Below are 12,558 nucleotides of genomic sequence, written 5' to 3' on the forward strand. Positions count from 1 at the left end.
AAGATAAAGGCAGATAGGAGCTGCCTTTATCTGAGTCGTGCTAATAAAATTTGGGAAATGATGGAATGAGAAAGGCTAAGTTATACCGCTACTGTTTGCCAATGGACAGTGGTGTCATCCTTCGAGAGAACAAATTAACCGAGCGACATGGATTGGTCGTCGAACTTACCGAAGGAAATAAAAGCGTTTATGGTGAAATTGCACCGCTTCCGGGGTTTAGTGTGGAGTCTGTTGAAGAGGCTTTATCACAAACTCAGCAACAATTGGCTCTTTGGTTGCAAGGGGAGTCTCTAGATTATAACGAACTTTATCCTTCGGTAGCGTTTGGTTTATCAATGGCTGAACTCGAACTTACTGGTGCACTGCCAGTAGGCGGTAACTACCAAGCAGCCCCGTTGTGCACGGGAGACCCGGACGAATTGATCCCAGTTCTCAATGACATGCCTGGACAAAAAGTCGCTAAGGTGAAGGTTGGCTTGTATGAGCCAATTCGTGATGGAATGCTGGTGAGTTTGTTTTTGGAGTCGATACCTGATCTTACGTTACGTCTTGATGCAAACCGAGCATGGACTCCTGAAAAAGCGCAGCAATTTGCCAAGTACATTTCTCCGTCATTACGTCAGCGCATTACTTTTCTAGAAGAACCGTGTCAGCAACCAAACGATAGTTTGTCGTTTGCGATTGATTCAGGTATTGCGATTGCGTGGGATGAAAGCCTACAACACGCAATCAGGCGTGACGACTTTAAATTGGAAGACCTAATAGGTGGAAAAGCGATCATTATTAAGCCAACCTTGATTGGTTCAGTCTCTCGCTGTATCGGCTTGATTGAAAAAGCGCAAAGTTTGGGGATCAAAGCTGTCATCAGTTCGAGCATTGAATCGAGCTTAGGCTTAAACCAACTTGCTCGCTTGGCTAAGTGGCAATTGCCTGATGAAGTACCTGGCCTCGATACGATTGGCCTTTTCAAAGCTCAATTAGAAAATGGATGGCCGGGAAGTGATTTACCAATTCAGGCTCTCAGCGAACAAACGCTAGAATGGCAATCTGAATGAAGGGTATGTCAGTAAATCAGCAACATGCGTTATGGAAAAAATGGGCTCAACAGAGCCCATTGTCGTCTGCGCTCTTGTATAACGGCCAGTCATACCATTGGATGCAGCTCAGCGAGTTGATTAATGCTGCAGTTCACCAACTTAAAGCTCACGGTGTTAAAAGCGGTAATGTTGTGACTTTAGTTGGCAAAAACCACGTGGAAACGGTCGTTCTGTACCTAGCGTGTCTTGAGGTTGGCGCAATTTGTGCGATTACTATGCCTCAGCCACTGGAATCCTTATTTAGCAAGCTTACGACTTTGTATCCTGAGTCAGCTAAACGTTTTGTATGGTTGTCGCCGTCGGCTGGCTTTGATGATCAATCGATTGATGCTATTAAGCAATCTTGCGTTATGGTTGCGTATCGATGGTGTGAAAAGGCTTCAGAAGAGTCGAAATTTGAACCAAGTACATCAGAATTAGAAGTATCACACTATAACGAACACAACCCGGCATCCGTTATCTTTACTTCGGGATCAACCGGATCACCTAAAGCGGTAATGCATACGTCAGCTCAACACCTTGCTTCTGCTCGCGGGCTATTGGAGCAGTTTCACTTCAGGCATACAGATACTTGGTTACTGAGCCTGCCGTTATACCATGTGTCGGGTCTTGCCATTATCTATCGGTGGTTGCAGGCTGGAGGGTGTCTGAAAGTAGGTAATGGAAGCTTGAGTCAAGATATCCAAGATGTGTCTCATGCGTCTTTGGTCGCGACCCAACTCAAAAGGCTGCTTGATAGCGGTCAACCACTTACTCTCACACATGTACTGCTAGGGGGAAGCCATATTCCCTTAACGCTTAGTCAGCAAGCCCAAAGCATGGGAATTGAAACTTGGCTGGGCTATGGCATGACAGAGGCTGCGTCTACAGTCACGGCGAAAAAAGTAGATGGCACATCTACAGCTGGGGCGTTATTAAATAATCGCAAGCTCAAGTTAGAACAACAGCGGATATTCATTGGCGGTGAAACTCTTGCCAGCGGATACTATGTACGTGGTGAGCTTCTGCCAATTGTCGACAACGAAGGGTGGTTCGACAGCAAAGATCTCGGTGAGTGGCTGGGTAGTGAGCTTAGAATTATCGGTCGAGCCGACAACCAGTTCATTTCGGGTGGTGAAAATGTCCATTGTGAAGAAGTTGAAGCGGCGTTAAATCAGTTTCCTCTGGTAAGCCAATCAGTGGTGATTCCTGTGCAAGATGCCGAGTTTGGTCAGCGTTCAGTTGCTTTTCTTCAAAGCTCTGTCGATCTTACTGTTAGTGAAATGGAAGCGCATCTAAGCAGTAAATTAGAAAAGTTTAAGTGGCCTGTTCAGTTTTATCCTATACCACCTGAGGCCGTTGGCAGTGGGATAAAAATCTCACGACACTCGCTAAAGCAGTGGCTTAATACCAACACGTTATTTAAAGCCTGTTGATCTAAAGTCTTTAATACAGCCCAAATAAAAAAGAAGTGCAGAATCGGTGACTAAGCGTTTCTGCACTTCAGGGGGCGTGGTGAAGGTGAGTCACCACAAACTTTAAATTTGATTAGCTAGCGAGCGCTTTTTTCATTTGCTCGGCAACTTTGTCGACTTTTCCTAGGCCGATGATGACTTGTAGGCCACCTTTGCCAACCGGAACAACACCTGCTGCGCCAAGCTGTTTCAGTTTGTCGCTATCTGCAACACCTGAATCTTTTACTGTTAGACGTAGTCGAGTAATACAGTTGTCCACTTCCAGGATGTTATCTGCACCGCCGACTGCTTCAATGTAGTTGTTTGCTAGTTCGCTTAGACCTTCTGGAGATGCTGTTTCTTTTTCAGCTTCTAAGTCTTCACCACGGCCTGGAGTGCGTAGGTTGAATTTGATGATTACGAAGCGGAATACCGTGTAGTAAATCACGCCAAATACTAGGCCTTGAACAATCAGCATGTACCACTGTGTCGCCAGTGGGTTTTGGCTAGACAAGACGAAGTCTACAAAACCTGCAGAGAAACCAAAGCCTGCCATCCATTCCATGCTCGCTGCAATGTATAGAGAGATACCTGTTAGGATTGCATGCAATAGGTACAGAAGCGGAGCTAAGAACATGAAGCTGAACTCTAGCGGTTCTGTGATACCGGTGAAGAATGAAGCCATTGCAGCAGCTAGCATGATTGCGAACACTTGGTTCTTGTTTTTAGCGTCAGAACAGTGGTACATAGCCAGAGCAGCTGCTGGTAAGCCGAACATCATGATAGGGAAGAAGCCTGCTTGATACATACCAGTTTTGCCAGGGATACCTGTACCGTTAGCGATAGATTGTGCGCCGCCAAGGAAGTTAGGGATATCGTTAATGCCAACAACATCGAACCAGAAAACTGGGTACAGTGCGTGGTGCATACCGACAGATAGGAATAGACGGTTAAAGAAGCCGAATAGGCCAGCACCGACAGCGCCCATGCTTTCAAGCTTGATACCGAACTGGATAAGCGCATCGTAGACTGCAGGCCATACGTAAAGCAATACGAAAGACAGAGCCATACCAGCAACAGACGTTAGGATTGGTACAAGACGTTTGCCACTGAAGAAAGCCAGTGCTTGTGGCAGTTCAACTGTAGAGTAACGGTTGTAGATCTCAGCAGAAATAATACCAATAATGATACCGATGAATTGGTTACTGATCTTACCGAATGCTGGTGGTACTTCGCTCGCATCAACACCAATCAACTGAGCAACTGAGCCCGGTGCAAGTAGGGTGGTAACTACCAGGAACATAACAAAACCAGATAAGGCTGCTGAACCGTTCTTATCTCGGCTCAAACCAAATGCAACACCTACTGCAAATAACACAGCCATGTTGTCGATGATTGCGCCGCCAGATTTAATCAAAAATGCCGCAAGAATGTTTTCTGAACCCCACCCAACAGGATCGAGCCAGTAACCTATACCCATAAGAATGGCAGCCGCAGGTAAAGTAGCGACTGGTACCATCAGCGCCTTACCTACTTTCTGCATGTAGCCTAGTATGTTCATGTATACCCCTATTTAATATTTTTCTATTACATGGCTCAACGTAAGTCATTAATTGAGCCAGTTAACACTTTATGTTATTGGGTATATTAGAAACTTATTTATCGATGCAAACAAACGAATCGGGTAGTACTATGGATTAAAAATTTTAATTCATAGGGTGTCTTATGGCGAACCAACAACTGCTGTTGAGAAACTTACATACTTTCCATGTTGCGGCGAAAACCCTGAGTTTTACGCTTGCAGGTAAAGAGCTTCATCTTACTCAGGGAGCGGTGAGCCATCGTATTAAAGTCTTGGAAAGTGAGTTGGGTTTTAACCTGTTTGTGAGAGGAACACGCAAGCTTGAGCTCACAGAAGAAGGACACCGTTTTCACGGGACGTTATCCAAGTCACTGCACAACATCTTTTCCGAAATCGACGACATTAATACCACAGACATGGTCGGTGAGATCAACATCGCCACCTCAACGGGTTTCGCCAATGGCTGGCTGTTACCTAGGCTGCATGATTTCAAAGCAAAGTATCCTAAATTCAACCTCAATGTGTTCGGTCATGAAGAACAGCAAAGCTTTCATGAGAACAATATTGAAGTGGCCATTTACTATGACTCAGAAGGGTTTACCGATGTCTATCGTCAGCGCTTGTTTGGCGACAAATACATTCCTGTATGTACACCTCAATACGCCAAGCAGCATAGGTTATATGAAGATGGCCTAGAATCACTTAAACGGATTAATTTCATTCATGCATTAGGTTCAGACGTATGGCAACGCTGGATGAAGTACATGAAGCTAGATGTGGACTATTTTGAGCAGTTCTACTGTGTGAGTCACCGGGAAATGGGTTTTTTAAGCGCACAGCATCATTTAGGGGTTGCGATGGGGCGCTATCAGTTTGTGAAAGATATGATTGAGTCTGGAGAACTTGTTACCCCGTACCCGAGCATGAGTACGGATAAGGGGTATGACTTACTCTGCCCATTAGGTACAGAGAACCGGCCTAAAATTCGAACTTTTATCAACTGGGTGGAAGGACAGTTAGATTAGTTGAAGCGGTGTTCTTGAAGGTATATTTAATTTAGCAATTAAATAGTCCAAAACTGAATTTAGTATCTATATAACTCCAGTTCATAATAAAGCCTGTAACCCAAAGGAATATGAATAAAGGCTGGTTCATGAAGATACTATTGGCCGCTGCGGTGCTCCTTCAAATTGTTGTTGCGGTACAAACAGAAGGGCTGACGCGGGCGTTGGTTGAGCTTTCAGCATTTTTACTGGTACTGGCAATTGTGTTTAGTATCCGTAGCAGTAAAAAAGTCGCCGCAAAAATTGAAGCAGAAGAGCTGTAAAAGCATCTACTGCTTAATCTATGTTTCAGCTTAACGTTAACCACGCTAGCGATGTCGTTGATATAAGCACCCACAAACTCACTCCAAATAACAGAGGCTTAGGCCCTGCAGCTTTGAGTTTCTCTACCGAAATCCCACATCCGATTAAGAATAAGCAAATCACCAGTGCTTTTTTAGCAACAGAAAAAATGCCTTGATAGATCATTTCAAATTGTGGCAATAAATCACTAACACCAATCGCAATACAGTAAAACAAAATGAAATAAGGGATAGTAAGTTTCTTCGACTGACTACGGAAGACAACAGCACTCACCAGTGCGATTGGTATGATCCACAATGCGCGTGCTAGTTTCAGTGTCGTCGCGGTAGTTAGTGCTTCCTCACCATAAGCTGAAGCCGCACCTACCACGGAGGAAGTATCATGGATTGCAATCGCGGCCCAAGTTCCGAAAGTGTGCTGATCCAGTTCAAGAGCATGACCGATGACAGGGAAAACGAACAGTGCGACCGAGTTAAGCACGAATACGGTGGCTAACGCCAATCCGATTTGTTCGTCGTCGGCATTAATAGCCGGAGCTACCGCAGCAATAGCGCTGCCACCACAAATTGCGGTACCAGAAGAAATCAAATAGCCGGTTTGTTTGTTTAGTCCGATGGCTTTTGCCGCAAACCAGCCAATGATAAGCGTGCCGACGATGGTGGCAATGATTAAACCAATACCATTGCTTGTCACTGCGAGTGCTTGTTGAAATTGAATGCCAAAACCAAGGCCCACAATGGAATACGCGAGCAGCTTTTTAGTGACTTTGGACAGTGCAAACTCTTGAGGCACCAGTCCAAAACTAGCCAGTAAAAAGCCTATGACCAAGGCCGTAGGGGAGGTAACAAAAGGGGTTAAACAAGCTATTGCAGCCATCCAAAATGGCAGCTGCTTCTTAAAAGAGGTCATAGTTTTTATTTGTATTCAAAGAGAACGCCATATTACATAATTTAACATGGTCAATAAGTCTTAATGTTTTGAACGCCTGTTCAGGATACCTGAACAGGCGTTCACTTATTTCCAGTTGCCACGCAACTCCTTGACTTTGTCACGCATGATTGCGGTCGTCGCTTGCTCTGGTGGAACTGGCTCTCCTGCTTCAATCTCGAGCTTAGACCAGAACCGAGAAGGAAGTCCTTTACAAGCACTGCCTTTATAACGGCTAAAGTAGCTGCCCCATAGTCCTTTTAATGCCACCGGAATCACAGGGACAGGACTGCGTTTGATGATGATGTCCATACCACGCATGAAATCGTTAATTTCACCGTCAGAAGTGAGCTGACCTTCTGGGAAAATACAGACTATATGACCTTCATTTAGAGCCTTTTCCACCTCACCAAACGCATTGCGAATTGAACGTCGATTGGTTGCAGAGATAGGAATCACACCAGCGCGTTTTAAGAAGCGGCGTAAAGGTGGAAGGTTGGCATAGTCTTCTTCCATCACAAATCGAATCAAGCGTGGGCATACGGCGCTAAGCAGCAGTGCGTCCATATAGCTGATATGATTACATACTATCAATGCACCGCCGGTTTTCGGAAGGTAGTGTAAGTTCTTGTGGGTGACTCGATACATGGTATGGGTAAGAATCCACACCAAGAAACGAACCACGAATATAGGAACTTGGAGAAATAGGTACACCGCGATTAAAAAGTTACCTACAGCGAGTAGTACGAATAATTGTGGGATAGTCAGTTCTAACACCGATAGGCAAACAATACCCAGCACCGCGCTTCCCACCATAAATAGTGAGTTATAAATATTAAGTGCAGCAACCACTTGCGCTCGTTCTTTGACTTTGGCTCGGCTTTGCATCAAAGCATATAAAGGGACAATAAAGATACCGCCAGATACACCGAGCATGAGCAAGTAAGCAAACAGTGGCCACAGTTCCCTTTGTTGAATGAATTCACCAAAAGTTTCCAACGCAGGAATGTTGTCAGGTACCGATGTGGCCATCAACCAACCAAAAACAGTGATCCCGAAGCTGCCGAGAGGGACGATGCCTACCTCAATACGATGCCCAGATAACTTGTCACAAGCTAACGAGCCAATCGCGATACCAATAGAGAAGAGTGCCAGTAAAAACGATACAGCACTTTCACTGCCGTTTAAGTAGATCTTGGTGAAATTCGGGAATTGAGTCAGGTAAGCTGCGCCTAAAAACCAGAACCAGCTGATAGCCATAATGGCTTGGAAAATCACGCGATCTGATTTGGCAATTGCAATGGTGTTTTTGGTCTGTTTTATTGGCTGCCAGCGGAACTTAAGCTCTGGCGCGCTGGCTGGTGCAACTGGAATGGAGCGGCTAGAAAGGTAACCAAACAATGCAAACGCTACCACACTGATTGCCGCAATATATTTAGCGTTTTCGGCAGAAGCAATCATACCCGCGACTAAGGTGCCGATAAGAATGGCGAGGAAAGTACCGGTCTCGACAAGAGCGTTGCCAGGTACCAGTTCATCTGACTTCAATTGCTGTGGGAGTAGGGCGTATTTAACCGGGCCAAAGAATGCCGATTGTGTTCCCATTAAAAACAGCAGTAATAACAAAATGCCATAGCTTTCGGTAATGAAACCGATAGCGCCTAAACACATAATGCCGACTTCGACCAACTTCACCTTACGGATAAACCAAGACTTTTCGTATTTGTCGGCGAGAACCCCTGCTGATGCCGAGAAAAGGAAAAAAGGTAGAATGAAAAGGCCGGCAGCTAAGTTAATGAATAAGTTACTAGAGATAGGTAAAACACCCGCTCCAGCAAAGGCGACAAACAGCAACAGTACGTTTTTAAAAATGTTGTCGTTAAAGGCGCCAAAAAACTGGGTAATAAAATAGGGGAGAAAGCGCCTTTGCCTCAACAGCGAAGATTGGTTGTCGGATGCCATTGCACGTCCTTATGCTTACCAGTTGGCAAGGTAATTAGAAAGAAGGTTTTCGATAAGCTCTTTGCCATCAATAGGCTCTGCGGAGAAAAATTTGTCGTCGACACTCAATAAAGTAATGCCGTGAACGCCAGACCACAATACTCGGCTAGCTTGGAGAACTTCGGAATCAGTTCGTTGAGGAGCTTGTACCTTAAGTAACCCTTCCAGCATGCCTGTCATGTTATCGATGCGCTCAGCCTGCCACTCAGGCAAGGTTTCACCATTCATATTATGTTCGAAAATCAGCTGCCAACGGTGCGGGTATTTCTGAGCAAAGTCGTGGTAGCAGTAGGCTAGTTCGTACAGTGCAGATTGAGGGTCGCTACATTGTTCCACAACGGTACGGGCCTCAGTTGCCAATTCGTCCAGTGTTTGTGCCACGGCGTGGAGGAGAAGTAGGTTATAATTACCAAAGACGTTGACCAACGTGCTTGGTACATAGCCGATCAGATTCGCTACTTTGCGTAAGCTCAACTCATGATGGGAATGTTCGCTTAGGAACTCTTTTACGGTATTTAGGGTTAGAGCAACAAGCTCTTCACGAGTGTGATCGTTTCTACGGGCCATGGTTAGTTTTCTAAAATGAACAACGTTCAATATTTTAAAGACGCACTGTCACAGCGTCAATGTGATTGCCACTATTTTGCAATATTCTGATACATAGATTAGTGGTTTAGATATTTTAATAGTAATAGTTAGTCGTTACTATTAACCTGTCTCTTAAATATAACCCTAAGGAAGAGCATGAAACGTATTTTTTCTCTTGTAGCGCTGTTAATGGTTTCAGTAGCTATAACCCCTATTGCGGAAGCGAAAAAATTTGGTGGTGGTAAGTCTTTTGGCAAAAGCTTTAAAACTGCGCCTGCGCCAAAGCAGCAAAAGCAAAACACAAATTCAATCGGCAAGGAACAAGCTGGTAAAGCTCAAAGCTCTAAGAAAGGGCTAATGGGTGGTCTATTAGGAGGTCTGCTCGCTGGTGGTCTATTAGCGGCCTTCTTCGGCGGCGCGTTCGAAGGTATCCAATTCATGGATATTCTTATCATGGGCTTGATCGCGTTCCTGATCTTTAAGTTCATGCGCGGTATGTTAGGTGCTAAGCAAGGCAGTATGAACCAGCATCAGCAACAACCAGCTTTTGGTGGAAATAACCAAAAATTCGAACAGCCAAATGTACATAACTTTGAGCAACAGCCTCAAGGTACAACTGGCGGAAATGGTGGTTTTGGCTTTGGTTCACAAACTGATGTTCCTCACAACTACCCACCAGGTTTTGATCAGGCAGCATTTGTGAACGGCTCTCGTGAGCACTACCGTATTCTACAAGGTGCTTGGAACCACAATCAGCTTGAAACGATTGAAGAGTACGTATCACCAAGTTTGTTTGAAGACCTAAAAGCCGAGCGTGCGAAGCTAGAAGGTGAGCAACATACTGATGTTATGTACGTGGATGCTGAAATTGTACGTGCGGATTACGACGCCGAAAAAGCTCAGCTTAGCCTACAGTTCAGTGGTCGTTACCGCGACTCAGCAGAAGGTGTGGAAGAAGACATTGAAGATGTTTGGCACCTAGAGCGCGACCTGACTGTGCCTAATGCACCATGGTTAATCGTAGGTATTCAAGGTTAATAACCACCAGCCTTCAATTTAGTCGAATTTGAAAGCCCTAAGCAGTTGCTTAGGGCTTTTTTATTTCTTATGGCTTAGATAATGCTATTTGAGCTAGGTAAGTGTTACGGTATATTGAAGCGATAACAATAATCGCTCACTAAGAAGGAAAGTAAAGTGGCTGAATTCAAATACAAAAACCTGTCGCAAGAAGAGCAAGATAAGTTAGACGCAGCTGTATTTCGTAAGCTATTAGCGCATTTAGATAACAATAAAGATGTGCAGAATATTGATTTAATGATTCTGGCTGGCTTTTGTCGTAACTGTTTTAGCAAATGGTATAACGCCGAGGCGCAGCAGCAAGGGTTGGAGTTAGATATCGATGACGCAAGAGAGCGTGTTTACGGTATGACTTACGACGAGTGGAAATCCAACCACCAGTTGCCAGCAACACCAGAGCAACTTGCTGCGTTTGAAGCTAAACAGAAAAAATAACGAGCACAATCAAGCCCAGCATTAAGCTGGGCTTTTTATATTAGCTACGCCCTGCGATAGCCTTATAGGCTAATGCCCCTATAACGGCCCCAATGATTGGCGCCACCCAAAACAACCACAGTTGTGATGTGGCCCAGTCACCCACATACAGTGCAACCCCTGTACTTCTAGCTGGGTTTACCGATGTGTTCGTTACTGGGATGCTAATTAAATGAATCAATGTTAATCCCAATCCAATAGCAATAGGTGCAAAGCCTTGAGGTGCTCGGCTATCGGTTGCTCCCATAATGATCAGTAAGAACATCATTGTCATGACGACTTCGGTAATAAGCGCGGATGTCATGGAGTATTTACCAGGAGAGTGTTCACCATATCCGTTAGAGGCAAAGCCCGATGCTGCGACATCAAATCCAGGCTGACCTGTCGCGATAAGGTAAAGTACTCCACCAGCAATTAGGCCGCCGAGTACTTGTGCAACAATGTAAGGTACAACGTCTCTCGCTTCAAAACGTCCGCCGACCCACAAACCAATAGTCACTGCTGGGTTTAAATGACAGCCAGAAATATGGCCAATCGCATAAGCCATTGTTAGTACAGTCAAACCAAATGCAAAAGAGACACCTAATAAGCCAATTCCCACGTCTGGGAAGCCCGCAGCCAAAACGGCACTACCACAGCCGCCAAGTACAAGCCAGAAAGTACCAAAGGTTTCTGCTAAATAACGATTCATGAAATTTCCTATCTAATTACGGGGTGAATTTGTGCAGAAGATAGTAGAGAAATGTCAGCGCAGTGTGGCTAGATTGGCAATAGAACCGATATTCGGCTTTAGAGTAGGCGTTGTCTTGTATATGAGACGCTTTTTACAAGCGGTGCGTAAGAATTGAAGAAGTAAAGACAGATAATTCTGATGGCTGAAAAACAAAAAAGGCACACTAAGTATTCTCCCTAATACAAAGTGCGCCCGGACAGTTATTATGCGATTAACGTGATTAGAAACGGTAATCTAGAGAGATTGTGAATTCGCTGTTGTTTGGTACAGTGATCTTACTTTCCCATTGGTTGTCTAAGGTAGTTGAGTATGACTCAAACATGTAACGGTATTGGAAATCAGCCGAAATGTTGTTTGTAATTTTGTATTGCGCACCTGCTTGCAGTCCGTATACGAAATCTGTCGAACTTTCTTCTGCTTGTATCGTCGCTCTCGGTAACTCGCTGTGTGACAACGCTAATGTAGCTTCATTTGTTGTGAAGCCGATAGTTGGACCACCAAACACAGAAAACTCAGAGTTAATTGCGTGAACGTAGTCGTATGAGAGTAGGTATTCTGTCTGTGCCAAGTCCGCAGCAAACTTACCACCGTTTTCCCCATGTTCACGGTGAAGTTTGTTATCACCTGTGTAGTTGATAGTCGCAGTAATTCGGTGGTTTTCGGTTAGATATGCACCGCCACGAATGTGAAATGCAGAGCCTGTAGCCGTCTCTCTGTTACTGTAGCCATCATTTTCTTCAAGTTTGATTTTGGCAGAGTGATATCCCATACCACCACCAATAAAGAATTCAGTTGCCATTGCTGCAGGAGCAGTTAGAGATGCGATTGTTAACGCTAATAGTGCCTTTTTCATGATTGTTTCCACTGTGTTGGGAGAAAGTGGATGCATTATGAACAGTGTGCAGTTTATCGGCTAATGACTAGTTGGAATGATGATGTTAACCAGTAGTTATGACTTGGTTTGCGAAAAACTATTGGATCGTGATGCTTTCTAATTCGGTAATGTTCGCTAATGCTTGTTGGTCGGTTGAGCCGCAAACATCAGGGCATGGTTGAAATTGTCCGCAGACCTTAGGACGCTCTGGTTGACCAAACAGTTTACACAAGTTGTCGTCATTGAGCTGAACACACCGTGTTCCTGCAGGCTTACCATTTGGCATGCCTGGGATAGGTGAAGATATGCTTGGAGCAATACAGCAGGCACCACAACCTAAACGACAATCCATTTTAACACCTCTCAACTACGACAAAGGCGCGCATGGTATCAGAAAAGGCTATG

General features: G+C 44.7%; 13 protein-coding genes. 6 read left to right on the forward strand and 7 right to left on the reverse strand.

Features of this window, described 5'->3' with window-relative positions; translation table 11 throughout:
* Nucleotides 1-65 precede the first annotated feature (65 nt).
* Together menC and menE are read left to right on the forward strand one after the other, a co-directional pair.
* Complete coding sequence (gene menC / locus J4N42_RS04580) at nucleotides 66-1,055, forward strand: o-succinylbenzoate synthase (protein WP_252030071.1); 990 nt, start codon at nucleotides 66-68, stop codon at nucleotides 1,053-1,055.
* A complete protein-coding gene (gene menE, locus J4N42_RS04585) occupies nucleotides 1,052-2,512 on the forward strand; it encodes an o-succinylbenzoate--CoA ligase (RefSeq protein ID WP_252030073.1) in 1,461 nt (486 codons plus the stop codon). Before menC ends, menE begins: the two co-directional genes overlap by 4 nt.
* 112 nt (nucleotides 2,513-2,624) lie before the next feature.
* On the opposite strand, the gene nagE is transcribed toward menE, so the two are convergent.
* Complete coding sequence (gene nagE / locus J4N42_RS04590) at nucleotides 2,625-4,091, reverse strand: N-acetylglucosamine-specific PTS transporter subunit IIBC (protein ID WP_252030075.1); 1,467 nt, start codon at nucleotides 4,089-4,091, stop codon at nucleotides 2,625-2,627.
* Between the two features lie 164 nt (nucleotides 4,092-4,255).
* Between nagE and J4N42_RS04595 the strand changes: the two genes are divergently transcribed.
* Both J4N42_RS04595 and J4N42_RS04600 read left to right on the forward strand, forming a co-directional pair.
* On the forward strand, nucleotides 4,256-5,137 hold the full coding sequence (locus tag J4N42_RS04595) for a LysR family transcriptional regulator (protein WP_252030077.1): 882 nt from the start codon (nucleotides 4,256-4,258) through the stop codon (nucleotides 5,135-5,137).
* A 128-nt stretch (nucleotides 5,138-5,265) separates the two neighbouring features.
* Nucleotides 5,266-5,439 (forward strand): hypothetical protein, encoded by a 174-nt coding sequence (locus tag J4N42_RS04600; protein ID WP_252030079.1) that lies wholly within the window; start codon nucleotides 5,266-5,268, stop codon nucleotides 5,437-5,439.
* 25 nt (nucleotides 5,440-5,464) lie between these two features.
* Here J4N42_RS04600 and J4N42_RS04605 read toward each other — a convergent pair whose 3' ends face one another.
* The 3 genes from J4N42_RS04605 to J4N42_RS04615 all read right to left on the reverse strand — a co-directional run bounded on the left by J4N42_RS04605 (nucleotide 5,465) and on the right by J4N42_RS04615 (nucleotide 8,974).
* Entirely contained in the window at nucleotides 5,465-6,388 is a 924-nt protein-coding gene (locus tag J4N42_RS04605) for a YeiH family protein (protein ID WP_252030080.1), read from the reverse strand.
* Nucleotides 6,389-6,493: 105 nt separating this feature from the next.
* Nucleotides 6,494-8,368, reverse strand: a complete 1,875-nt coding sequence (locus tag J4N42_RS04610; RefSeq protein ID WP_252030082.1) for an MFS transporter — start codon at nucleotides 8,366-8,368, stop codon at nucleotides 6,494-6,496.
* A gap of 15 nt (nucleotides 8,369-8,383) precedes the next feature.
* A complete protein-coding gene (locus J4N42_RS04615) occupies nucleotides 8,384-8,974 on the reverse strand; it encodes a TetR/AcrR family transcriptional regulator (RefSeq protein WP_252030084.1) in 591 nt (196 codons plus the stop codon).
* 177 nt (nucleotides 8,975-9,151) lie between these two features.
* Here J4N42_RS04615 and J4N42_RS04620 point away from each other — a divergent pair, with 177 nt between their 5' ends.
* Together J4N42_RS04620 and J4N42_RS04625 are read left to right on the forward strand one after the other, a co-directional pair.
* On the forward strand, nucleotides 9,152-10,033 hold the full coding sequence (locus tag J4N42_RS04620; protein ID WP_252030086.1) for a Tim44 domain-containing protein: 882 nt from the start codon (nucleotides 9,152-9,154) through the stop codon (nucleotides 10,031-10,033).
* A gap of 156 nt (nucleotides 10,034-10,189) precedes the next feature.
* Complete coding sequence (locus J4N42_RS04625; protein WP_252030087.1) at nucleotides 10,190-10,507, forward strand: DUF1244 domain-containing protein; 318 nt, start codon at nucleotides 10,190-10,192, stop codon at nucleotides 10,505-10,507.
* Between the two features lie 40 nt (nucleotides 10,508-10,547).
* Here the strand turns inward: J4N42_RS04625 and aqpZ are convergent, their stop codons facing one another.
* From aqpZ to J4N42_RS04640, 3 genes are all read right to left on the reverse strand, one after another.
* Nucleotides 10,548-11,237, reverse strand: coding sequence for an aquaporin Z (gene aqpZ / locus J4N42_RS04630; protein ID WP_252030089.1), 690 nt, complete (start codon nucleotides 11,235-11,237; stop codon nucleotides 10,548-10,550).
* A 262-nt stretch (nucleotides 11,238-11,499) separates the two neighbouring features.
* The gene (locus J4N42_RS04635) at nucleotides 11,500-12,132 is read right to left on the reverse strand and encodes an outer membrane beta-barrel protein (RefSeq protein WP_252030091.1); all 633 of its coding nucleotides are present in this window, start codon (nucleotides 12,130-12,132) and stop codon (nucleotides 11,500-11,502) included.
* 118 nt (nucleotides 12,133-12,250) lie between these two features.
* Nucleotides 12,251-12,505, reverse strand: a complete 255-nt coding sequence (locus tag J4N42_RS04640) for a YkgJ family cysteine cluster protein (RefSeq protein ID WP_252030093.1) — start codon at nucleotides 12,503-12,505, stop codon at nucleotides 12,251-12,253.
* Between the last annotated feature and the right edge of the window lie 53 nt (nucleotides 12,506-12,558).

This window comes from Vibrio sp. SCSIO 43135, assembly GCF_023716665.1.
GTDB lineage: Bacteria > Pseudomonadota > Gammaproteobacteria > Enterobacterales > Vibrionaceae > Vibrio > Vibrio paucivorans.